General features: G+C 73.2%; 22 protein-coding genes. 18 read left to right on the forward strand and 4 right to left on the reverse strand.

The features are described from left to right. Nucleotides 1–97: 97 nt before the first annotated feature. The 4 genes from AC4MBH_RS07925 to AC4MBH_RS07940 all read left to right on the forward strand — a co-directional run bounded on the left by AC4MBH_RS07925 (nucleotide 98) and on the right by AC4MBH_RS07940 (nucleotide 5,061). Entirely contained in the window at nucleotides 98–997 is a 900-nt protein-coding gene (locus AC4MBH_RS07925; protein ID WP_491794162.1) for a CPBP family intramembrane glutamic endopeptidase, read from the forward strand. A 50-nt stretch (nucleotides 998–1,047) separates the two neighbouring features. After that, nucleotides 1,048–2,709 (forward strand): ELWxxDGT repeat protein, encoded by a 1,662-nt coding sequence (locus tag AC4MBH_RS07930; protein WP_491794164.1) that lies wholly within the window; start codon nucleotides 1,048–1,050, stop codon nucleotides 2,707–2,709. A gap of 1 nt (nucleotide 2,710) precedes the next feature. Continuing rightward, nucleotides 2,711–4,423 (forward strand): ELWxxDGT repeat protein, encoded by a 1,713-nt coding sequence (locus AC4MBH_RS07935; protein WP_491794166.1) that lies wholly within the window; start codon nucleotides 2,711–2,713, stop codon nucleotides 4,421–4,423. Between the two features lie 224 nt (nucleotides 4,424–4,647). Further along, nucleotides 4,648–5,061 carry a DUF3592 domain-containing protein gene (locus AC4MBH_RS07940; RefSeq protein WP_491794167.1) on the forward strand — a complete coding sequence of 138 codons (414 nt, stop codon included), beginning with the start codon at nucleotides 4,648–4,650 and terminating at the stop codon, nucleotides 5,059–5,061. A 287-nt stretch (nucleotides 5,062–5,348) separates the two neighbouring features. On the opposite strand, the gene AC4MBH_RS07945 is transcribed toward AC4MBH_RS07940, so the two are convergent. Together AC4MBH_RS07945 and AC4MBH_RS07950 are read right to left on the reverse strand one after the other, a co-directional pair. After that, a complete protein-coding gene (locus AC4MBH_RS07945) occupies nucleotides 5,349–5,840 on the reverse strand; it encodes a hypothetical protein (protein WP_491794169.1) in 492 nt (163 codons plus the stop codon). Between the two features lies 1 nt (nucleotide 5,841). Further along, nucleotides 5,842–6,321 (reverse strand): hypothetical protein, encoded by a 480-nt coding sequence (locus tag AC4MBH_RS07950; RefSeq protein ID WP_491794170.1) that lies wholly within the window; start codon nucleotides 6,319–6,321, stop codon nucleotides 5,842–5,844. Nucleotides 6,322–6,589: 268 nt separating this feature from the next. On the opposite strand from AC4MBH_RS07950, the gene AC4MBH_RS07955 reads away from it, so the two are divergent. From AC4MBH_RS07955 to AC4MBH_RS07975, 5 genes are all read left to right on the forward strand, one after another. Then, on the forward strand, nucleotides 6,590–8,779 hold the full coding sequence (locus tag AC4MBH_RS07955; RefSeq protein WP_491794171.1) for a WD40/YVTN/BNR-like repeat-containing protein: 2,190 nt from the start codon (nucleotides 6,590–6,592) through the stop codon (nucleotides 8,777–8,779). 124 nt (nucleotides 8,780–8,903) lie between these two features. After that, complete coding sequence (locus AC4MBH_RS07960) at nucleotides 8,904–9,554, forward strand: flavin reductase family protein (RefSeq protein ID WP_491794173.1); 651 nt, start codon at nucleotides 8,904–8,906, stop codon at nucleotides 9,552–9,554. Between the two features lie 26 nt (nucleotides 9,555–9,580). Then, on the forward strand, nucleotides 9,581–11,179 hold the full coding sequence (locus AC4MBH_RS07965) for a 4-hydroxyphenylacetate 3-hydroxylase family protein (RefSeq protein WP_491794175.1): 1,599 nt from the start codon (nucleotides 9,581–9,583) through the stop codon (nucleotides 11,177–11,179). 29 nt (nucleotides 11,180–11,208) lie between these two features. Then, nucleotides 11,209–11,724 carry a hypothetical protein gene (locus AC4MBH_RS07970; RefSeq protein WP_491794177.1) on the forward strand — a complete coding sequence of 172 codons (516 nt, stop codon included), beginning with the start codon at nucleotides 11,209–11,211 and terminating at the stop codon, nucleotides 11,722–11,724. Continuing rightward, a complete protein-coding gene (locus AC4MBH_RS07975) occupies nucleotides 11,724–12,197 on the forward strand; it encodes a CAP domain-containing protein (RefSeq protein ID WP_491794179.1) in 474 nt (157 codons plus the stop codon). The genes AC4MBH_RS07970 and AC4MBH_RS07975 overlap by 1 nt, the downstream gene beginning before the upstream one ends. 176 nt (nucleotides 12,198–12,373) lie before the next feature. On the opposite strand, the gene yczE is transcribed toward AC4MBH_RS07975, so the two are convergent. Beyond that, complete coding sequence (gene yczE, locus AC4MBH_RS07980; protein WP_491794181.1) at nucleotides 12,374–13,075, reverse strand: membrane protein YczE; 702 nt, start codon at nucleotides 13,073–13,075, stop codon at nucleotides 12,374–12,376. 256 nt (nucleotides 13,076–13,331) lie between these two features. On the opposite strand from yczE, the gene AC4MBH_RS07985 reads away from it, so the two are divergent. From AC4MBH_RS07985 to AC4MBH_RS08025, 9 genes are all read left to right on the forward strand, one after another. After that, the gene (locus AC4MBH_RS07985) at nucleotides 13,332–14,015 is read left to right on the forward strand and encodes a hypothetical protein (RefSeq protein ID WP_491794183.1); all 684 of its coding nucleotides are present in this window, start codon (nucleotides 13,332–13,334) and stop codon (nucleotides 14,013–14,015) included. Nucleotides 14,016–14,250: 235 nt separating this feature from the next. Then, on the forward strand, nucleotides 14,251–14,433 hold the full coding sequence (locus tag AC4MBH_RS07990; RefSeq protein ID WP_491794185.1) for a hypothetical protein: 183 nt from the start codon (nucleotides 14,251–14,253) through the stop codon (nucleotides 14,431–14,433). A 93-nt stretch (nucleotides 14,434–14,526) separates the two neighbouring features. Beyond that, nucleotides 14,527–16,842, forward strand: a complete 2,316-nt coding sequence (locus tag AC4MBH_RS07995) for a TolB family protein (RefSeq protein ID WP_491794186.1) — start codon at nucleotides 14,527–14,529, stop codon at nucleotides 16,840–16,842. 43 nt (nucleotides 16,843–16,885) lie between these two features. After that, nucleotides 16,886–17,398, forward strand: coding sequence for a GNAT family N-acetyltransferase (locus tag AC4MBH_RS08000; RefSeq protein WP_491794188.1), 513 nt, complete (start codon nucleotides 16,886–16,888; stop codon nucleotides 17,396–17,398). A 279-nt stretch (nucleotides 17,399–17,677) separates the two neighbouring features. After that, on the forward strand, nucleotides 17,678–18,496 hold the full coding sequence (locus AC4MBH_RS08005; RefSeq protein WP_491794190.1) for a hypothetical protein: 819 nt from the start codon (nucleotides 17,678–17,680) through the stop codon (nucleotides 18,494–18,496). 260 nt (nucleotides 18,497–18,756) lie between these two features. After that, nucleotides 18,757–19,272 carry an RDD family protein gene (locus AC4MBH_RS08010; protein ID WP_491794191.1) on the forward strand — a complete coding sequence of 172 codons (516 nt, stop codon included), beginning with the start codon at nucleotides 18,757–18,759 and terminating at the stop codon, nucleotides 19,270–19,272. A gap of 333 nt (nucleotides 19,273–19,605) precedes the next feature. Further along, entirely contained in the window at nucleotides 19,606–20,235 is a 630-nt protein-coding gene (locus AC4MBH_RS08015) for a hypothetical protein (RefSeq protein ID WP_491794192.1), read from the forward strand. A 134-nt stretch (nucleotides 20,236–20,369) separates the two neighbouring features. Next, complete coding sequence (locus AC4MBH_RS08020; protein WP_491794194.1) at nucleotides 20,370–21,287, forward strand: GNAT family N-acetyltransferase; 918 nt, start codon at nucleotides 20,370–20,372, stop codon at nucleotides 21,285–21,287. A 28-nt stretch (nucleotides 21,288–21,315) separates the two neighbouring features. Further along, the gene (locus tag AC4MBH_RS08025; RefSeq protein ID WP_491794195.1) at nucleotides 21,316–22,320 is read left to right on the forward strand and encodes a helix-turn-helix domain-containing protein; all 1,005 of its coding nucleotides are present in this window, start codon (nucleotides 21,316–21,318) and stop codon (nucleotides 22,318–22,320) included. 39 nt (nucleotides 22,321–22,359) lie between these two features. On the opposite strand, the gene AC4MBH_RS08030 is transcribed toward AC4MBH_RS08025, so the two are convergent. Beyond that, entirely contained in the window at nucleotides 22,360–22,587 is a 228-nt protein-coding gene (locus tag AC4MBH_RS08030; RefSeq protein WP_491794197.1) for a hypothetical protein, read from the reverse strand. Between the last annotated feature and the right edge of the window lie 138 nt (nucleotides 22,588–22,725).

Genomic DNA, 22,725 nt, shown 5'->3' on the forward strand with positions numbered 1-22,725 from the left:
GAGGAGGCGCGGAGGGCGATCACTCGGTCGCGAGGACCGCCGGCGGGGCACCTGCGCCCGATGTGGCGCCGGTCCTCCGCGCCCAAGACTCCAGGGCATGACAACTCAGCGAACCATCCCCGATCCCGCCCTGGTGGCCGACCAGCACCGACCCGATCCGGCGGATCGCCCGGTCCGAGAAGCCGCCACCTTCGTCGGGCTCGTGACCGCGATGGTCGTCGGCATCGCCGTGGCGCTGCCCCACGCGAACGCCACCCCGCTGCTCACCTTGGTCACCCCACTCGTCGCCGTCCTGCTGATCACCGTCCTGGCCACACCGCGCGGCGCCCGACGACGGCTGTGGTCGTCGCTGGGTCTGCAGACCTCCGGCCGGCGCAGCTGGCCGGTCGCCGTCGCGGTCTCCTTCGTCGTCATCTTCGTCATCCCGTTCGGCGCGGCCGACCTCCTCGGCAGCGCGCGGTTCATGGAGCCCTCCTCGATCGACGTTCCCGACGCGCTCCTCGACGTCATGGCCGGGCTCGCGATGTTGACGGTGCTGTGCATGGCCGAGGAGATCGGGTGGCGCGGCTACCTGCTGCCCCGCGTGCAGATGGTGCTCGACCGCCCCCGAGCGGCGGTCGCGGTCGGGTTCGTCCACGGGCTCTTCCACCTCCCGCTGATCCTGCTGACCGACACCTACGACAGCGTGGGGAGCCGATGGGTCGTGGCTCCGACCGTCGTCCTCGCCCTGACCGGTGCCGGCGTCTTCTACGCCTGGCTCCGGGATCGGTCCGGCAGCACCTGGCCGGTCGCGGTCGCCCACGGCGCCGTGAACCTCTTCATCGACGGCGCCGGCCTGGTCGTCATCGTGACCCCGGTGGCGCTGGCCCACACGGCCACCGAGAGCGGCGTCGTCACCCTCGCCGCGATCACCAGCGTCGCCGTGCTGCTCCTGGTGCGTCCACGCACCGGGGGGCTGTCCCCCGCGCGCCCCGGCTCCGACCCGACCGGGTCCTGACCGTGCCCTCGACCTGCCACCCCACCAGACCCCGAAAGGGCTCGATCCTCATGCGCACCCTCCTCCCCGCCCTCGCCGGCGCCGCCGTCGTGCTCGGCGGCATCGCGATCCCCTCACCCGCATCGGCCACGGACTTCTCGCCGAGGCCCCACCTCGTCCGTGAGACGGTCCTCGGCCCTCATGGGGACGAGCCGTCGAGCATCACGGTGCTCGGTTCGAGGATCCTGTTCGCCTTGACGACCCCGAAGCTCGGGCACGAGGTGTGGGTCAGCGACGGTTCCACCGCCGGCACCAAGGTCCTCAGGGACATCGGCCCCGGCGCCGACGACGGCTACCCGGGTCAGTTCGCGCTGCTCGGAGGCAAGGCCTACTTCGCCGCCGAGGACGCGACCCGTGGCCGCGAGCTCTGGGTCACCGACGGCACCGCGTCCGGCACGCGGATCGTCGCCGACATCGTCAAGGGCGTCGGCTCCGCGTCACCCAGCGAGCTCGTCGCCACGAGGTCCGCCTTGTTCTTCATGGCCGAGGACGCCGCGGGGCATCCTGCCCTGTGGAAGACCACCGGCAGCGCCTCGACCACGACGAGGGTCGAGGACATCCGGCCCGGCGACGAGCCGCACGTCCACACCCTCACCGCCCTGGGCGACCGAGTCGTGTTCCAGGCCACCGACGACTTCCACGGCAGTGAACCGTGGATCAGCGACGGCACCGCGGCAGGCACCCATCTGCTGAAGGACATCAACCCCGGCGGCGACTCCGACGCGGAGGAGTTCACGGTGCTCGGGAACAGGCTGGTCTTCCGGGCCGCCGGCACGGCCGGCAACGACGAGCTGTGGCGTACCGACGGCACCACGACCGAGCAGGTCGCCGAGTTGAGGGCGGGCAGCCTGGGGAGCCACCCGAGCGGGTTCACCCGACTCGGCGGGCGGCTCTTCTTCCACGCCTACGAGAACACCACGGGCACCGAGCTGTGGAGCACCGATGGCAAGATCGGTGGAGCGCCCCACACGGTGCTTGTCGACGACATCGTGTACGCGGCCAACAGCAGCGCTCCGCACGACCTCACCGCGATGAACGGCCGGATGTACTTCGGCGCGAGGAGCCCCAGCGGCGACAACGAGCTGTGGCGCACCGATGCCGACGGCGCGGGTGCCTCCCTGGTCAAGACGTTCGACGACCCGTCCGGCGTCCTCGGCTACTTCACGGTCGCCGGCGGGCGCCTGTTCTTCAGCACGCGGTCCCTGACGCACGGGCGTGAGCTCTGGCAGACCAACGGCACGACGGGCGGCACGGTGCTCGTCAAGGACGTGAGACCCGGCACCGGCAGCTCCTACGCCGAATCCCTCGCTGGAATCGCCAACACGATCTTCTTCACCGCCGACGACGGCGTGCACGGTCCGGAGCTGTGGGCCTGGACGTTCCGGTCGTCCAGGACCTACGCCGCCGGACGCACCGTCGGCCGATCGGCCGACCGCGGGCACCGCGTCCGGATGAGCGTCCGCGTCCGCGCCACCGGCACCACGCCCACCGGCAGGGTCGTCCTCAAGGAGGGCACGAAGGTCATCGGGACCGCGACCCTGTCCGGTGGCCGCGCCCGGGTCCGCATCACCAAGACCCTCGGCAAGGGCACCCACCGCGTGCGCGCCACCTACTCCGGCAGCCTCCGCGCCAGCTCGTCGCACTCCTCCTCCATCAAGATCAAGGTCACCTGACATGAAGAAGCTCAGCACCGCTACCGCAACCGCCACCACCACAGCCGTCGCCGGCGCCGTGGTCCTCGGCCTGCTCGCAGCCCCGGCCCCGGCCACCGCGACCTCCGCCGACTTCGGTGCGGCACCGCACCTGGTCAAGGACGTCCTGCTGGGCAGCGGCTCCTCCGAGATCGGGGAGTCCGCCACCCTCGGGTCCCGCGTCGTCCTCGTCGGTGAAGCGACCGGCGTGGGTCGCGAGCTGCTCATCAGCGACGGCTCCACGGCCGGCACCCACGTGCTGCGAGACATCTACCCCGGCACGGGGTGGTCCTCGCCGCACGACCTCGTCACCTTCCGGGGCAAGGTCTACTTCGTCGCTTCCGACGGAGTGCACGGCGACGAGCTCTGGAGGACCGACGGCACGGCCCAGGGCACCGCGCTGGTCGCCGACATCGATCCCGGCACCAACGCCTCGAGCCCCGACCACCTCACGGTGGCCGGCGCCCAGCTGTTCCTCGTCGCCGACGGCCCCGGCTCGGCCGGCCGCGAGCTGTGGCGCAGCGACGGCTCTACCAGTGGGACCGCCCTGGTCGAGGACATCAACACGACGGGCCCGGGGGCCTCGTCAGGCATCGAGGAGATCGCGGCGCTCGGCGACAGGGTCGTCTTCGGTGCCCTGGCCAACGCCACCCTGGGCAACGAGCCGTGGATCAGCGACGGCACCGAGGCCGGCACCCAGCTGATCGCCAACGTGAACAGCAAGCCGCTGGAACACTCGCTGCCTCGGGAGCTGACCCAGGCCGGGGACAAGCTGTTCTTCAACGCCTACGATCCCGACACCGGCAACGAGCTCTGGGTCACCGGCGGCAGCATCGTCAACACCCACCGCGTCATCGACCTCAACCCCGGCGACCAGGGCAGCAACCCCGTCGAGCTGGTCCCGTTCGGTGACCGCGTCGTCTTCCAGGCCAGGCGGGCGGGCGAGGGCGCCGAGCCGTGGATCTCCGACGGAGAGCCCGACGGTACGAAGTCGCTCGGCGACCTCCACGGCGGTGCCGCCAGCAGCACGCCGACCGGGTTCACCCGGTACGGGGGCGCGCTCTACTTCCAGGCCGAGGACGCCGCGCACGGCGCGGAGCTCTGGCGCACGCAGGGCACCCAGGGCACGACCTCGCTCGTCCGAGACATGTGCGCCGGTGCCTGCGACTCCGATCCGGCGCACCTGGCCGCGACCGGGTCGGTACTCCTGCTCCAGGCGTACTCCGACGGCCAGGGCGCCGAGCTCTGGTCGAGCAACGGCACCCAGACCGGGACCACGCGACTCAGGGACATCTACGCCGGGCCCGCCGGCTCACAAGCCCAGCCGTTCCACGTCGTCGCCAGCACCGTGTTCTTCCGTGCCGTCGAGAACACCCACGGCCAAGAGCTCTGGGCCCACACGACCCGTTCCTCGACGGTCACGGGCCGCAGCCGCTCGGTCACCCGGCGGGCCGACCGCAAGCGCCGCGTCCACGTCACCGTCAGGGCGCGGGCCGCAGGTGCGATCCCCACGGGCACGGTCACGCTCAGGAAGGGGACCAAGGTGATCGGCAGCGGCACGCTCCGTCACGGCACCGTGAGGATCAGGGTCACCAAGAAGCTCGGCGCCGGCACCACGAGGGTCCGTGCCTCCTACTCCGGGAGCGTGGTCGCCAGGTCGTCGCGCTCGGCTCTCTTCGAGATCCGAGTGAGGTAGCCGACCTACCCGGACGGACAGCCGGGGCACACGGCTCCTCGAGGACATCCGCCCCAGGCACCGGATCGCCGAGCCCTGCGACCCAGCCCCGTCGGCCCGCCCGGGTGCGGGGACGCCACCTGGGGTCGCCCCCGCCTGCCACGACCCGAGCCGCCCGCGCCCCGAGCTGCCCCGCCCTACCCACCCATTCCCCGCACACCAACCACCACGAAAGAAGACCCATCATGTCCAGCCTGACCATCCCGATCATCCTGATCAGCCTCCTGATCCCCGTCGTCGCCTTCGTCGTCATCTCCAGGGCCGCCGGCAGCACCGGCCCCAAGAACAAGATCCTGCGCACTGGCCTCCTCGGCGAGGCCACGGTCCTGGCGATCGCGCCGACCGGCACCATCGTCAACGGCGTCAACTACATGTGCCGCCTGCAGCTGCGGGTCTCGGTCTCGGGCCACCAGCCCTACGACGTCGAGATCAAGGAGCTCCTGCCGATCACCGCCATGGCCGTCTACCCGGCCGGCGCTCGTGTCGCGGTCAGGGTCGACCCGACCAAGCCTGAGCGTGTCGTCCTCGACCGCACGATCGCCCCGGTCCACCCGGCCGCCGGCGCGCACGCCGTGCCGCCCACCCGTCCCGTGCGCTGACCGTCACCACCCGTCCGTCACCACCCGTCCGACCCCCGCCGACGACACCGGCCGGGGTCGTGGCGAGTGCAGCCGGCCGGGTGCGACCGGCGGGCGTCCCGGGCGGCCGTCGTGTCCCGCTGTGGCGCGGTGACGCGTTGCGCCGACGAGCACCGGACCGACGCGGCCCGGCGAACCGTCACGAGGGAGCCATGGCGCCCGCTCTGGCTGAGCAGGCGCTCACTCGGCCGCGCTTCGCCAGCCCGCCCGTCCTCGACCCGACCACCAGGTTCCTCGAGCCGGGCGGATCAACCGCGGGCCACCGCCAGGACCTGCCCGCGGAAGAAGTCGAGCGACGGTCCCCGAGCGTGGACGCTGAAGTCGAGCCCCTCGGGGTCGCCCGGGCGTCTCGCGTGCCAGTCGTGGACGAAGGTGATGCTCAGACCGGGCGCAGTGGGGCGGTAGAGCACCCGTAGCACCGCCCCGGCGACGACCTCAGCCCCCACCACCGCCGCGACGGGGAGGTAGGTGATGCCGTTGCGGCTGCTGGTGAACACCACCTGCTCGGCGCTCACGTGCAGCAGGCCGACGTCGGTGGGGCGCGTGATGCCCGCCCGGAGCACGGCGAGCACCGGGGTGGAGGTCGGCAGGTCGTGGCACATCCGGGCCAGGTCGTCGTCACGAGCGATGCGCTCGGCGTCGGCCGGGTCGAGCGCGGCGAGAGCCCGGCGCACGTCGTCGCGGTCGGGGGCGGGTGAGGACCGCGGCGTCGCCGCGGTGCGTCCGGAGAAGATCCCCACGTCAGTCGGCCTGGGCCATCGCGCGCACCTGCGCGCAGAAGAAGTCGAGCGAGGCCTGCTGGGCCCGGACGGAGAAGTCCAGCCCCTCTGGGTCACCCGGGCGACGGGCGATCCTGTCGTGCTTGAAGGTGATGCTCACCCCCGGCGTCGTCGGCCGGTAGAGGATGCGCAGGGTGGCCGTGGACGGCACCTCGGCACCGACGACGGCGGCCGCCGGCAGGTAGGTGACGCCGCTGTGCCCGCCGGTGAAGACCACCTGCTCCCGGCTGGCGTGCAGCAGTCCGCTGTCGGCAGGGGAGTCGATGATGGCCTCGAGGACCGCGGCGACCGGGACGCTCGTCGACAGGTCGTGGCACATCTCGACCAGCCGACGGTTGCCGGTGATGCGCTGCGCGTCGCGGGGGTCGAGTCCGGAGAGTGCCTGGTGGAGGTCACCGCGGTCGGGCAGCGGCGGCGGCGGCTTGCGGGAGAAGAGGCCCATGCCGCTGACCCTAGGTGCGGCCGGCGGGCCGCGCGAGCACTTCCGCGTGCCGGGTGCGGCCGTGGCCGCCACGTGCCACCAGCGCTCCGTCGAGACGTGCGCGGGTCGATCGACGTACCGGGCACGAGGGTCTCGTCGCGGACAGGCCGGACCGACCAGGCAGGTCGCACGCACGCCGCCTGCCGCAGGTGGCAGGAGGCGGACAAGTCACCAGGCGGCCACGCGCAACCCTGGAGCAGCGGGTTCCCTCGGACCTACCTTCGGGGCCATGCGAACCATCTCGAAGCTCCTGCTGCCACTCGTCCTGCTGGCCCTCGTCCTCACCGGCACCACCGTGCCCGCCCACGCAGCGGTCCCCGACGTGTGGGGCAAGTGGAACCGGGGTGACGTCTGGATCCGTTCGCTCGACTACGTCACCCCGTTCCAGCTCGTGGCCGGCTCGGAGACCGACGGGGTCTACACGGCCGCGACGGCGGCCGGGCCGTGGACCGACATCACGGGCAACCTCCCGGCCCTCGGCCGGCAGGTGCACCAGGCCGCCGGCAAGTCCGGCCAGGTCTTCCTCGCCACGAGCGGGGGCCTCTACCGGGGTCCCGCCACGGGCCTCACCTGGACCAGGCTCGGCGTCGACGACGGCACGCCCCAGCCGCAGCGGCTCGACCAGGGCGGCGTCCAGTCGGTCTACTTCCCGGCCGGCGACGCCACCTCGATGGTCGTCGCGACCGCGGGCTCCGGCGACGACGGCGTGTTCTTCTCCGGCGACGGCGGCAAGAGGTGGAACGAGGCTGCCGGTCTCACCTCCGGCACGTACTACCTCACCGGTGTCGGGCCGCTGATGTACGCCGCGGCGTCGACGGGCTTCTACCGCTCCACCGACGGCGGCAAGTCCTGGACCCTCAGCTCCGACGGCATCCCGCCCGGCGAGACCCCGAAGCGCGTCGCGATCGTGGGCACCCAGCTGATGGCAGCCACCACGAGCAGCGTCTACCGCTCCGACAACGGCGGCCTCACCTGGTACGACGCCGGCGGCTCCGGCGACGGGGCCCTCAACGGCGGCGAGGTCCGCGCGTTCCAGGTCGTGCCCGCGTCGTACTGGAGCGACGGCGTGCCGAAGATGATCGCCGGGACGGCCAACGGCGTCTGGGCCACCCTCGACGGCGGCGAGAGCTGGTCCCGGATGTCCGGCACCAAGATCAACGCACCCGGCGAGGTCCCGATGGGCAACGAGTCGGTCTACAGCCTCAACGTCGGGTTCGGCACCCCAGGTGCCCTCATGGCCGGCACCCAGGGCCACGGCGTGTTCAGCCTGCCGCTGTCACTCGTCGAGGCACCGGCCACGATCCCCGCCCCGAGCGGCACCCCGACCCAAGGTCACACGCTGACGGCCAACGCCGGGGCATGGGCCGGTACGGCTCCGTTCCGTCACCGCTACCAGTGGAAGCGCTGCACCACCACCTCGCCGAACACCTGCAGCCCCATCGCCGGCGCGACCGGCAGGACCTACCACGTCACCAGTGCCGACGTCGACACGTGGCTGCGGGTCGGCGTCAGGACCATCAACATCGTGCAGCCGACGTACTCGGGCGAGGCCCTGTCGGGGCCGCTGGGCAAGATCACCGTCCCGCCCGGCTACGAGCCGACGCCGCCGTCCGGCTACCCCAAGCTGCTCAACGGCGCATCCGCGCCGTGGGGATCGACGATGACGATCGACCCCAGCGACCACCCGACCGAGCAGTGGAAGTCCAACGGCTTCTTCGCGGCGACGACGTTCGACTACCGCTGGTACCGCTGCGAGGCCGACCTCGACCCGTGCGTGCAGATCCCCGGTGCGACGGGGCTGTCCTACACCACGACGGTCGACGACGTCGGCCAGGTCATCAAGGCCACGGTGGTCGGCACCATCGGCGCGTCGAAGTCGGACGAGCGGTTCGCCGGCAGCTCGCTGTCGGTCTACGAGCGCAAGCCGGTCAACACCGCCGCCCCGCGCGTGGTCGGCCCCGCCCACGTCGGCACCAAGCTGCAGTCCACGGCCGGGGCGTGGACGGGCACGAAGCCGTCGTACGCCCGTCGCTGGTTGCGCTGCGACGCCGCCGGGCTCCAGTGCAACGTGACCAACCCCCTGGTCACCACCCCGACCTACACCGTCAGGGCGGTCGACAAGGGCTACACGTTCCGGGTCGAGGTCACCGCCACCGTGGTCGACCAGTTCCAGGCGCGTACGGCGACCGCGACGTCTCCCCGCTCGGCCAAGGCCGCACCCCCGCCGCCCAGCTGCGCGCAGCTGGCTGCGGCGGTCGCCAAGGCCAAGCAGGCGGTGACCGCGGCCAAGAAGGCCCTGGCCCAGGCCAAGAAGACCGGCAAGGCGGCCAAGGTGAAGGCCGCCAAGAAGAAGCTCGGGACCGCCCAGTCGGCCCTGGCCAAGGCCAAGGCCGCGCTCGCGAAGCGGGCCGACTGCTGAGGGGAGCCGCGCCTGGCACGTCGGTGCCGTGGCAGCAGCTGCCCACCGGAGCGCATGGCCTCCGGGCCCACGGTCGACCAGAGTCCGTGGCACACCAGCACGAGGGACGAGGGACGAGGTCAGGATGTCGACGGACGAGCACGGCGCAGCGGGCGGGGTGACCCCGCACCGGCGTACAGCTCCTCGGGTCCCGGGCGAGGCGTCGCCCGCGGCGGTGGACACCCGTGCCCTGCGCACGGTGCTGAGCCGCTTCGCCACCGGCGTCACCGTGGTCACCTGCGCCACCGACCAGGGCACGCCGCACGGCGCGACCGTCACGGCGTTCACCCCCGTCTCGCTCGACCCGCCGCTGGTGCAGGTCGCGCTCAACCGCAGCACCCGGGCCGGTTCCCTGCTCGACGGCCGTGCGTTCGCGGTCAACGTCCTGGCCCACGACCAGGTCGGCCTGGCGATGCACTTCGCCGGCCGCCCCGGTCGCGACCCGGTCCGCTGGGACGACGGCGCGACGGCGCCCGTGCTCGCCGACGCGGCCGCCACGCTGTCGTGCCTGCCGTGGCGCACCGACGACGGGGGAGACCACCTGCTGTTCCTCGGCGAGGTCGTCGTGGCGACGTACACCGACCAGGCGCCGCTGATCTTCCACGCCAGCACCTTCCACCGCCTGGGGATCCCGGACGCCGACGCCACCTGGTCCGGGTCCGCCGACGACCCGAGCGCCGGCTGGTTCGCCGCCGGCGCCCCTTTCCCGACCATCCCGTCCACCACCCACTTCTGAACCCACCGAACCCGAAGGAAATCGCGATGACCGAGCTCGCCGAGCGCCCCACCCCCGCCACCCCGCCGTACGCCGACGGGCCCCCGACGACCAACCCGGCCGCGGACCACCCGGCCAACACGCAGGCCAACTTCGCCTCGCGACCGATGACCGGTGACGAGTACATCGAGTCGCTGCGCGACGGCCGCGAGATCTACCTCGGCGGGGAGCGCGTCGACGACGTCACGACGCACCCCGCCTTCCGCAACCCCGTCCGGATGACGGCGCGCCTCTACGACGCCCTGCACACCGGCCCGTACGTCGACGAGCTGACGGTGCCCACCGACACCGGCAACGGCGGTGTGACCATGCCGTTCTTCCGGACGCCGACGTCGGCCGCCGACCTGCTCAAGGAGCGCGACGCCATCGCGCGCTGGGCGAAGATGACGTGGGGCTGGATGGGGCGCTCACCCGACTACAAGGCCAGCTTCCTCGGCACCCTGCACGCCAACAAGGAGCTCTACGCGCCGTTCCAGGACAACGCCGAGCGGTGGTACCGGGAGTCGCAGGAGAAGGTCCTCTACTGGAACCACGCGATCATCAACCCGCCGGTCGACCGGCAGCTGCCGCCCGACGAGGTCGGCGACGTCTACATGAAGGTCGAGAAGGAGACCGACGCCGGCCTGGTCGTGTCCGGCGCCAAGGTCGTCGCGACCGGGAGCGCGATCACCAACTACAACTTCATCGCCCACTACGGCCTGCCGATCCGCAAGAAGCAGTACGCGCTGATCTGCACCGTGCCGATGGACGCCCCGGGCGTGAAGCTGATCTGCCGCACCTCCTACACCCAGCAGGCGGCGCAGAACGGCACGCCGTTCGACTACCCGCTCTCGAGCCGGATGGACGAGAACGACACCATCTTCGTCTTCGACAAGGTGCTGGTGCCCTGGGAGAACGTCTTCATGTACGGCGACGTCGACCGCATCAACGCCTTCTTCCCGCAGTCCGGCTTCCTGCCCCGCTTCACCTTCCAGGGCTGCACCCGCCTCGCGGTCAAGCTCGACTTCCTGGCCGGCCTGCTGCTCAAGGCGCTCGACTGCACCGGCTCCGGCGGCTTCCGCGGCGTGCAGACCCGGGTCGGTGAGGTGATCGGCTGGCGCAACCTGTTCTGGTCGCTGAGCGAGTCGATGGCCCGCGACCCCGAGCAGTGGGTGGGTGACGCCGTGATCCCCAAGCTCGAGTACGGCCTGACCTACCGGATGTTCATGATCCAGGGCTACCCGCGGGTCAAGGAGATCATCGAGCAGGACGTCGCCTCGGGCCTGATCTACCTGCCCTCGGGCGCGGCCGACTTCAAGAGCCCGGAGGTGCGTCCCTACCTCGACAAGTACGTTCGCGGCTCGGACGGCATCACCGCCGTCGAGCGGGTCAAGGTGATGAAGGCGCTGTGGGACTCCATCGGCACCGAGTTCGGCGGCCGCCACGAGCTCTACGAGCGCAACTACTCCGGCAACCACGAGAACGTGCACGCGGAGCTGCTCCACGCGGCCCAGGCCCGCGGCGGCGTCGACGCGATGAAGGGCTTCGCCGACTCCTTCCTCAGCGAGTACGACCTCGACGGCTGGACCGTCCCGGACCTGTTCTGACCGGCCACGTCGGTCGAGGGGGTGCGTCCGTGCCCCCCGCGGCTCGGTTCGCGCCGGTGACGCTCCTCGCGAGCGTCACCGCCCTCGGGGCCGGGACGGCCTCGGCCCTCCTCGCCCTGCGGGACGTCGGCGCCGCGGGCGGGTCCTGCGGCGCGTACGCCGGCGTCCCCTGCCCGGCCGGCGTCGGTCCCTCGGTGATCGCCGGCGCCTGCCTGGTGCTGCTCGCCGTGGCCGCCGGCGTGCCTGCGGCCCGGCGCCTGGCAGCGCCTCCCCTCGCCGCCGTGCTCTGGGTGCTCGGCGCCGCGGGCGGCGCCTGCGTCTTCCTCGAGGCCGGGCTGCGTGCCGGGGGGTCGCCGTGGTCGGACGTCGCGCTCGGGGTGCTGCTCCTCGCCGTCGGCGCACCGGCGGTGGGGGTCCTGTGGCTGGCTCCGACGGTCCGGCAGCCCCCGGCCTCGTCGGGGGAGGCGCGGCGCTGGCGGCGGTGGCTGGCGGCGTACGCCGCGACGGTCTGCGTCGGGGTCGTCGCCGCCTGGTGGCTATGGTGATGGCCGCGACCGCCGCCGTCGACGCCCACGCCTTCGTCGCCGCCTGGTGGCCCTGGATCGTGGCCGGTTGCGCGGTCGCCCTCACCGCCCTCGCGCTGCGCGGGGAGCGCCGCGAGCTCCGCCGCCTCCGGGCGCAGGTCCTCCGGCACGTCGACGCCCTGCGCGCCGCCCACGGCGTCGCCCCGCTGGTCCCCGACCCCGAGCTCCAGGCCGTGGCCTCGGCCCGTGCCCGACGTGTCGCGACCGGAGGGACGACCGGCTCGGTCGGCACCGAGGTCGTCCACCGCGGTGCGCGCGGGCACGTCGACGGCGTCGCCGCCCGGGTGGTCCGCGACTGGGCGGCAGCACCCGACGTCCTCCAGGTCCTCACCACCCCTGACGCCCACGCCGGCCTCGGTCTCCTCCACCTCCAGGAGGACGCGGGCTGGACGCTGGTCCTGCTCCTCAGCGGCCCGGACCCGCTGGTCGAGTGAGTGCGGGTAGCGCGCCCTTCCCGAGACCACGCCCGGGCACACGCCCGGGCACACGACCGCTGCACGGTGCGTGACGGCGGCTGAGGTGCGACGAAGAAGCCTCGAAGCCCCGCCCCCCTGCACGCAGGGGACGGGGCTTCGAGGCTCGTCGCTCGGGCTCCTCGCCGCCTGGCCGCCTACCCGCGGCGGTGGAGGTCGACGGTGAAGACCGGGAGCAGGGCTTGGGTGACCGGCCCGATGGTGAGCGCGAAGACGACGGTGCCGAGGCCGATCACGCCGCCCATCAGGAGGCCGATGACGACGACGGTGACCTCGAGGCCGGTGCGCACCAGGCGCAGCGACAGGCCGGTGCGCCGGGCCAGTCCGGTCATCAGCCCGTCGCGCGGGCCGCGCCCGAGCTGCGCGCCGATGTAGAGGGCGGTGGCGAGCCCGCACAGGGCCACGCCGAGCAGCATCAGGGCCAGCCGGACGACGAGGGCGTCCGGCGGGTGGAGCAACGGCATGGTCAGGTCGCAGGAGACGCCGACCACGATCGCGTTGGAGAACGTGCCGAGCCCCGGCTTCTCCCGCAGGGGGATCCACAGCAGCAGGACCACGAAGCTGACGAGGACCACCGACTGGCCCAGGGTGATCGGCACGTAGCGGGTCAGGCCGGACTGCAGCACGTCCCACGGGGAGAGGCCGAGGTCCGCGCGGACCATCATCGTCAGCGACGCGCCGTAGAGCACGAGGCCGGCGTACAGCAGCGGGAGGCGGACGCCGAGGCGACCGGCGCGCAGCTGCGCGATCGGTCCCAGGTCGACCAGCGGCGCGGTCGTGGTGATCTCGGCGTGACCGTCGGCAGGGACGCAGGTCGTCCCGCAGGGCTCATCGGTCATCGGTCGTGCTTCGGACACCGGGTCCTCCATCGTCGTCGGTCGGCCGGCGGGACCGCCGGCACGTCGATCGTGACCGCCGCGAAGACCCCGCGCGAGCGGCAAAGACTGCCGTGGCCGACACCTGCCGCAGGCCGTCGCGGGCGGCGCCGTGGCAGGTCGGGGCCGTGGCACCGAGTGCCGTAGCGGGCTCGGCTGGCGCCTGCACAGGATGACCGGCGTCCGCCCCGCCCGACGCAGTCCGAACGAAGGAACCGCGATGTCCCCACGTCCATGCACCCCCGCTCCCCGCCGGGGACCGACCCTCACCGGGGTCCTCGCGATCGTCGCGATCGTCCTCACCACGGGCGGGTCCGCCCTCGCCCTGGGCCAGGCCCCGACCAGCTCGCTCCAGGGTGCCCACGGCCAGGCCGCACCGGCCGCTCCGGCTGCGCCGGCTGCCACCCACCTGGCGCGGCGCTTCACGACCCCGAGGCTGAAGCTCCCTGCCCAGGATGCCGCCGTCACCTACCAGTGGACGCAGCCCGCCCGCACGGTCGACGACCTCTCCGGCACCTTCACCATGTTCTGGCCGGCTGCGTGTGTCCACCACGGCAACGCCGAGGCGCTGGTGCAGATGACGGCCGGGACCCGGGTGGTCTCGAGCGACCACGCCACCGGCACCCACCACGGCAACGGACCTCGGACCAGCGAGGAGGACCGCTACGTCCCGTTCGAGCCGCCCTACGTCCCGCTCTACCAAGGTGAGACCCCGCGGGCCGCCACCGACCAGATGATCCTGCCCCTCGAGGTCTTCCGCTTCGTGAGTGGCGGCAAGCCGGTGAAGCGGTCGATCACGCTGCGCGGTCGCAGCAGCGGCTGCACCGCCGTACCGGGTGCGCCGGCCGCGCCCGCCGAGATGCGCAAGATCGACCTGTTCGTCACCCGGCACGGAGCGCCGTGATGGGGCGCCTGCTGCCGCGCGTCAGGAGCGGGCGCCGACGCCGCCCGACCGGTCGGGTCCCGGCCGGGGGCCGGCGGACCACCACGGCGCGCGAGCAGGCCGTGCTGACCGCACTGGCACACCAGGACCGCCGGTGGATGGTCTAGCGGCACCCCTCGGGGCGGCGCACCACTCCGGTGTCGTGCCCCGCTTCGCGTCGACCAGTCCTGTCCCGCCTCGCCCGAAGGAGTCCACCGTGCGCACCACCCACCGCCCGCGTCGTCGATCGGCCCGCCCGGCCGAGATCGGCCAGGACCTGACCGAGTGGCGCGCCCGGCAGGCCCGGGAGATCGAGTCCGACCTGCGTCGACTCGTGCACCAACCCCGCGGCGGCCGTTCCGGCACTCCGTACGGCGTCGGTCTCGACGACGCCCGGTAGCACCTCGCGGTCCTGAGCGACCGTTCCCGACCGCTCCAGTGCGCGAATCCGCGCGCATCGGAAGTCCCCCACACCAGATCCACGGAGGCACCCATGTCCGACCACGCCCGTACGACGCGCAGACGGCTCCGCCATGCCGGCGCGACCGCGCTGCTCAGCGCGGTCCTCGCCGTGCCCACCACCGCCGCCCCCACCACCGCCGCCCCCACCGCCGTCCGCCCCGACGCCGTGCGGTCCGCGCTCGCCGAGGCCGAAGCCGCGGCCGCGCAGCGACAGCGGACCTCGACCACTCTCGCCGCCTCGGCGGGCACGGCGGTGTCCGGCACGCCCGTGACGCTCGAGGGTCGGATCCGCCCGATGTCCCCCCGACGACGCGTGCAGGTGCAGGTGCGGCTCGGGACGAGGTGGACGACGGTCGCCCCGACGCGCACCGGTGCCGCGGGCATCTTCCGGGTCACCGTCCCGGCCGCCCTGGGTCGCAACACCTATCGCGCTGCCGCCGCGCACGGCCCGGCCCGGACGTCGACGTCTGCGCCGGTCCGGGTCACCGGCCGGCCCGCCGTCGCGCCGACGACCCGCCCCGCCGGGTCGCTGCTCACGGTGCGCGGGGTCCTGGCCTCCCGGGTCGCGCGGCCGGTCCAGCTGCAGGGTGCCGGGCCCCAGGGCGGGTGGGTGCGGTTGTCGACGACCGCCTCGAGACCGGACGGACGGGTGGTGCTCACCACGACGAGTGCCTTCCCGCGGGTACGCGTGGTCGCCCCCGCCACGCGCCGCCAGGGTCGCGCCTACCCCGCGATCGTGAGCCCCGCGGTCGCCACGACCGTCACCGGCACAACGCCCGGCGGGGGCACACCCGGCGCGCCGGTGCTCGACCTCGTCGTGGCTCCGACCGCGGTCGAGATCGGTGCCCCGGTCACCGTCAAGGGGACCCTGGCCCCGGCTGGCGCCGGGCGGGTCGTCACGCTGCAGCGCGAGCAGGCAGGTGGGTGGGTCGACACGACGTACAGCCAGGTCGCCGACGCCGCGGGCAAGGTCGCCTTCACCTTGCTGGCCCCTGCCCCGGCGGGCGTCCACACCTACCGGCTCGCGGTGCCGCCGTCCGCCGGTCTCGACGCAGCCACCTCGGTGCCCCGGACCCTGACGACGGCCGAGTCGACCCACCGGGTCTCCGAGGGTGGCGGCTCGCCGGCCGACGAGGGCTCGGGCGCTCCAGCGGTCTCGGGCGACGGACGGTTCGTGGTCTTCGAGTCCCGGGCGTCCAACCTGGTCGACGGTGACGTCAACGAGGCCAGCGACGTCTTCCTGCACGACCGGCTCACCGGCACCGTCGTCCTGGTCACGCGCGACACCGGCGGGGGCCCCGCCTCCGACGGCAGCCACGAGCCCGACATCTCTGCCGACGGCCGGTTCGTCGCCTTCCAGTCCGATGCGACCGACCTCGTCCTCGGTGACACCAACGAGTCCACCGACGTCTTCGTCTGGGACCGCCTGAACCCCACTGCCACCGTGCGCATCTCCACGGCCTCCAAGCCGGACCAGGGGTCGGTGACGCCGTCGATCTCCGACGACGGCGGGCGGGTCGCCTTCGCGTCCCTCGCCGGCCAGGTCGCCGGCGACAGCAACGGCACCTACGACGTCTACCTCTGGGACCGCGTCGCCGGTCGGCGCCTGGTCTCCCACGCGGGTGGGACCGCCGTCTCCGCCGACTCGGCAAGCCAGCGTCCGGCGCTGAGCGCGGACGGCCGGTACGTCGCGTTCCAGTCGTCGGCGACCAACCTGACGACCGGTGCCACCGACAGCTCCGGCCACACGCAGGTCTACGTCTGGAGCCTCGGCAGTGACGAGACCGTCCTGGTGTCGCGGACCCCGCAGGCCGCCGCACCGTCCGGTTCCGGCGGTGTGGGCGGCGACGGCGCCAGTGCGGCGCCGTCGATCTCGGGGGACGGGTCGCGGATCGCCTTCCAGTCCTCGGCGCCCGACCTCGTCGTGCCCGGCGACGACGACCTCCGCAGCGACGTCCTCCTCTGGTCCCGCGACGCCGGCGGCACCTCCGGGACCCTGTCCGTTGCCTCGCTCGACGCCGCGGCCCAGCCGGCCGACGGTGACAGCGCCGCGCCCGCCGTCTCCGACGACGGCGCGTGGATCGCCTTCGCCTCCGACGCCCCGGACCTGGTCACCGACGACAACAAGTCGACCGTCGACGTGTTCATCACCCCCACCGGGGCCGGGATCGGACGGCTGGTCTCCCGCGGTCGCGCCGGGGTGGCCGACGGCAGCAGCTCGGCTCCTGCCCTGTCCGCAGACGGCCGGTTCGTCGTCTACGAGTCCGACGCGCTCAACCTCGTCACGACCGACGGCAACGCCTTCCGGGACGTCTTCGCCTGGGACCGGCTGCCGTTCCAGCCCTGAGCACGACGCCCATCCACCACCCCCACCCGTGAACGGACCCCCGATGACCCCGAACATCCAGATCCTGCCCCTCGACGCCGCCACCCTGACCGCACTGGCCGAGTGCGACCTCGCTGCCGCCGACCGCACGGCGCCCGTGCCGCTGACGCCCTACCTGGCGTCGGCGGAGTGGGCGGGGATGTGGGACTACCGAGCGCGCCAGGTCGCCGCCGACCCGGACGCCGGGTCGTGGATCACCGGTGCGCTGTGGGACGTCGACCGCGCGCAGGTGGTCGGCCTGGCCGGCTTCCACGCACCACCCTCGGCGGAGGGGACGCTCGAGCTCGGCTACGCCGTCGACCCGGCCCTGCGCCGTCGGGGCTACGCCCGGGCGGCGTTCCGGGCCCTGCTCGACCAGGCGGCGACGGCGCCAGAGGTCCGCGTGCTCCGGGCCACCGTGGCGCCCGACAACGTGGCCTCGCTCCCGCTCGTCGAGGAGCACGGCCTGGTCCACGTCGGTGAGCAGGTCGACGAGGAGGACGGGCTCGAGCTCGTCTACGAGATCGTCCTGCACTGACAGGAAGACGGGTCGTACGCGGCCCGGTCGGCCCCGCGCCGGGGGAACCCCACCACGGTGTGCCCGCGCCGCTCCTCCCTCCCCCCCCCCCCCCCCCCCCCCCCCCCTCCTCCCCCCCCCCGCCGCTGCGTCCGAGGACCGATCGTGGACGTGCCCGCCGGGCGGCCTGCGACCACGGACTTCTGGCACTGCGCTGCCATGGCACCTCGTGCTCTGTCGAGGCCGCGCCGGTCGGGTGAGACTGCTGTCTCCACCACCAGTCAGCAACGGGAGCACGAGATGGGCCTCAACACCGACAGCGAGTTCCTCCTTCCGCACGGCGTCCTGCAGCGGTTCCTGCAGCTGCTCGCCGAGCCCTGGCCCGGTTGGACCGCGGTGCTCGGCGACGGCGGCACGATGGTCGCCGCCGACGCGGACGACGTCCTGCCGGCCGCCACCGAGCTCGGCTTCACCGTCACGCCGGCCGGCACGCACCACGGTCGACCGGGCGACCACCGCGACCCGTGCCTCGACGTCCGCATCCGCGGGTGGGACCTCGCCTGGGTCCAGGTGAGCCTCCTGGCCCACTCCGACTGCCTCGGGCTGGTCGTCGAGGACCTGGTCGCCCGGGCACTCGTCGACACCGCGACCCAGGTGCACCGCAGCTCGCGCTGGTCCTGGTACGTCGTGCCGGTCGAGGCCGCCTGGCTGCGCGCCAACTGGTCGGTGGCGGTCGCCCTCGACGACGCGGGCGCCGTTGTGAGCAGTGCTCTCCCAGCGCCGCGGGTCGCGAGCCTCGACGACGGCACCACCGTCGTGCAGGTGCCGTCGGCACGAGTCGTCGGCGGGGCTGCCGCCCGGCACCTCGACCGTGTGGTCCGCCGCCTCGTCGGCGGCTGGCACCGGGTGGACGGCTTCGCCGGGAGCGGCGCCGTGCACACGATGCCCCCGGGCGACCTCGTCGACGCGGGGGAGGGCCAGACCGGGTTCACCGGTATCGGCCGCGCCCTGGCCTGGCAGCCGCGGCACAGGCCGGCGCCCGCCGACCACGACGCCGCCGCCGCCCCGTCGGGCGTCCAGCTCGCCCCGGCGTCACTACCGACGGCGGTGCCCGCCTGACGCGCCGGTCCACCTGCGGTGACGACCCGCGGTGCGTGTCCCCCGGGGCGCGCGCCGCGGGCTTTCCGTGCGCCACCACGATTCCACCGAATGCGCCGGGGTGAATTCGCACAACCCCTTCTTGGCCGCTTCGTGCCGTGGCAGCGAGGAACTCTGGCGCAGTGGTCAGGAATGCAATCACCATGAGTGAGGACAAGAAGTCCTGAACCCCATCGAAATCCAACTCGAGGAATTCCATCACCATGTCTCAGTATTCCCCCGTGACCACTCCCGCGGCCCAGCACGGGCAGGCCGGACCTCAGCGCCACGCCTACGCCGCGTGGCAGACCCGCGCCCTCGGCGCCCTGATCGACAACGCCCTGCTGATCCCCGCCGTGGTCCTCTACTACGTCGGCGCGGCCCTGAGCGCCCCGTCGGTCTCGACCCGTCCCGACGGCACGCTCGAGGCGACCGGCGGCAGCCCCCTCGGGCTGCCGCTGATCCTGCTCGGCGCCGTCGCAGGCCTTGCGGTCGTCGTCTGGAACGCCGTCCTCCGACAGGGCCGCACCGGCTGCACCATCGGCAAGGCCTTCGTCGGCATCCGCCTGGTCGCGGAGAGCGACGGCCTGCCCGTGGGGCCGCGGAACGCCCTGGTCCGCCAGCTCGCCCACGCCCTCGACAGCATCGGCTACGTCGGCTACCTGTGGCCGCTCTGGGACGAGAAGCGGCAGACCTTCGCCGACAAGGCGATGAGGACCGTCGTGGTCGTCGACCACCCCGGCACCCCGCAGCACTGAGTGACCCGCGACGCCGCGTCGCGGGCCACCGGCTCGCCACACCACGACGTGGTGGCCACCGCACTGCGGCGGCCACCACTCGTGCGCGTGGCGGCACTTCCCGACGGTGTCCGGACGGATTTCTCGTCGAGTACCAGGACCCTGCGAGGAAGTGCGCCCGAATCGCTTCAGGAATTCGCTGGCACCGTATTGCCGTGGCACCTCCTGCGGTGGCGGTCAGGACATTTCGAGGAAAGCATGAGCGTGCGGCCAACCGGTCGCACCCAACAATTCCAGACGTGAGCTCCGGCGTCGTCCGACGTCGTTCCACGTCCACCAGCAAGGAGAAATATCGTGCACATCCGCACCCAGGGCTCGGCGGTCATCGCCGGCCTCGTCCTGCTCGGCACCTTCGGCCCGTGGGGCCCCGACTTCGGGGACATCTCGGTCGAGGTCCCCGGTGGGGGCACCGTCAGCGCGGGCACCTCCCAGGAGTCCGTGACCGACGACGTCGAGGGCATCACCGACGACGGCGTCGCGAAGGCCCTCGACACGATCATCGCCGAGGTCGGCAGCGACGACCCGCAGCTCCTCGACGTCGTCCTCGCCGAGGCCAACGGCCTGGTCGTCACCGTCCAGGCGGTCGACCCCGACGCGCCCGACGAGCTCAACCAGTGGGTCTACAGCCCCCAGGGCACGATCGGCGCCGCGGTCCCGATCGACTACGGCGGCGACCCAGCAGCCCTGGAGCAGAGCGTGTTCCCGGCTACCGAGATCGACACGGTGGCGGTGGAGGACTTCGCCGCCGCGGCCCTCGACGAGAGCGGGATCGAGGACGCGACCGTCGCCTCGCTCACCATCAAGCGGGGCATCGACCCCGAGTCGAACGACGCGGGGATGCTGGCGGCCGTGCGCAGCGACCGCACCAGCGCCGTCGTCTACGGCGACCTGACAGGCGAGGTCACCCGGGTCGTCGCGGGCTGAGGTCCGTCGTGCGCAGCCACCCGGCGCGGGGCGCTCCGGTGCCACCGCCCCGCGTCACGGCCTCTGCCATCATCGAAGGCAACGGCACCGGCGTCGCTCCGTGTGACCAGACCGCGAACCCCGAGGAAGAGCACGTGTCCCCTTCACCATCGCCCCCCCTCGCCGGTCTCGCCTGCCGTGAGCTGCGGCTGAGCGACGAGGAGGGGACGGCCGCGCTGATCGCTGCCTCCGAGCGGCACTTCCTCGGCCGGACGATCACCAGCGCCGTCGACCTGATGGCCCGCTGGCGACGTCCCGGGTTCGAGCTCGGCAGCAACAGCCTGGGCTACTTCGACGGCGAGACCCCGGTCGCCATGGGTGAGCTGGGGTCGTCGGCCGACCTCCTGATCTACGTCTCGCCCGACCGCTTCGGCGAGGGGATGGCCAGCGACCTGGCCGAGTGGGGCGAGGCGCTCGCCCGCCGACACGGCTTCTCCGCGCTGCGCCAGCTGACTCCTGCCGCCGACTCCGTCGGCGCCGCGGCCCTCCGCGAGCGCCGCTACGCGCGCGGCAACACCACCTGGCTGCTCGGCTACGACAGCGGCACTGCTTCGGCGCTCGAGCCCGTCGACGGCATCGTCGTGCGGGCCCAGCGCACCGATGAGCGCGCAGCCACCGACCGGTTCCTCGAGCTGTACTCCGGCGACCTCGGCGTGCGCAAGCCGCCCGACCTCGGCGGCCGGCTCCTGCCGCCGGTCCACGACCCGTGGGAGGCCTCGTCGGAGGAGGTGCAGGTGGCCGTGGCGGACGGACAGGTCGTCGGTGCGTGCGTCGCCGACGACGCCGGCAGCGGCTGCTGGGTCCGCCAGCTCGCGGTCGAGCCCGGACGACAAGGTCGCGGCATCGCCGCGATGCTCCTGGCAGCGACGCTGCGCTCCGCCGATCATCGAGGCCGCGAGCGGGTCAGCTTGACCGTCCCCGCCGGACCCCACATGCCGTCGCTGGTCGGCCGGCCGGCGCTCGACGTCATCGCCGAGCTCTGGGCGTGGGAGCGACCGCTCTTCCTCCGCTAGACCCGGCCCCGCCGGTAACCTGCCTGGCGTGCCGGGCCCCAGCGAGGAAAGCGCGACCGACCGCGACCCGTGGCTCGACGACCGCCACCACGAGCTCCTGCTCCGCATCCTGCGGACACGTCCGTCGTCGGCCCACGGCCTCGCCGGGCTCGCACCCGAGGAGGACGTCCCCGACAGCCTGCGCGCGTTGCGTGACGCAGGTTTCGTGAGCGCGGACGGCGATCGGTTGTCGGCGATCCCGCCCGAGCAGGCCCTGGCACGGCTCGCGAGCGCCGCGTTGGCCCGCGAGCGCGCGTCGCTGGACGCACTGGACGAGCTCGTCCGGCTGCTCCCGTCGCTGTCCGAGACGTGGCGCGCGGGCAGCGTCCGCGAGGCCGGACGGCTCCAGGGCGAGGTGCTGCACGGCAGCGCCGAGTCGTTGATGGAGCGCTGGTTCGAGGTGACGCGGGAGCGCCCACCGATGAGCCCCTGCACCGCCTACGGCGACATCGCCTTCGTGCGGGCCCAGTTCATGCACAACCTCGACGGCATGCAGGCCGCGTTCGAGGAGGGGGGCTACCAGTTCAGGCTGCTCCTGCCGGCCGACCAGGTCGGCGAGGCGGTCAACCGCGAGGCGTGCGACCTGCTGGTCGGGATCGGCGTCGACGTCCGCCTGGCTGCGACGGTGCCCTCCTACCTGTACGTCGACGCAGGGGTGATGGCGGGCGTGCCCCTGACCTGGGGCACCCGGCAGCCTGCCGACGGGATCGTGCTGCTGTTCGATCCCGTCCTGGTCGAGCCCGCCACCTGGATCTTCGAGCGGTGGTGGGCGGCCGCGACGCCGTGGCCGCTGCGGGGGACCGGCTGGGCCCCGGTGCTGCAGCTGCTCGCGAGCGGACTCAGCGACGAGCAGATCGCCGCCACCCTCGACCTGGGGGTGCGCACGGTGCGTCGCCGGATCTCGATGGCGATGGAGCACCACGGGGTCTACTCGCGCTTCGAGCTCGGCATGCGCCACGCCCTCGAGCAGGACACCGCACGCGCCGACGCCTGACCTCGGTGTACCGGGGACCGGGCGTCGGCGGCCCGCTGGTCAGGCCCGCGCCAGCTCGTCGACCGCGCGCTTGGACTCGGACAGGCCGGCGCCGGTGAGCTCCTGGTAGCGCTGGACGGCCTGCATCATCCGGCCCTCGCGCACCAGCACCTGCAGCTGCTCGTCCTGCTGCGCCGGCGGGGCGCCGCGGCCGCCGTCGAGGGCGTCGAGGCGCCGCTCGAGGTCGGTCACGCGGCGCCGGAGTGCGTAGAGCTCTGAGTCGGTCATGTCGTCGTCCGTCCGTGTCGCGGGTGGGCCCGCCTGGGTGGTCGGCGGGCGCTCCCACGATGGGGCCGAGGACGACCGGTCGTCCCGGTCCGACGGGGTCGCCTCGCTGCCGCGGCAACGACCTGCCACGAGGTCCCG

The sequence above is a fragment of the Nocardioides sp. WJ219 genome, assembly GCF_058559815.1.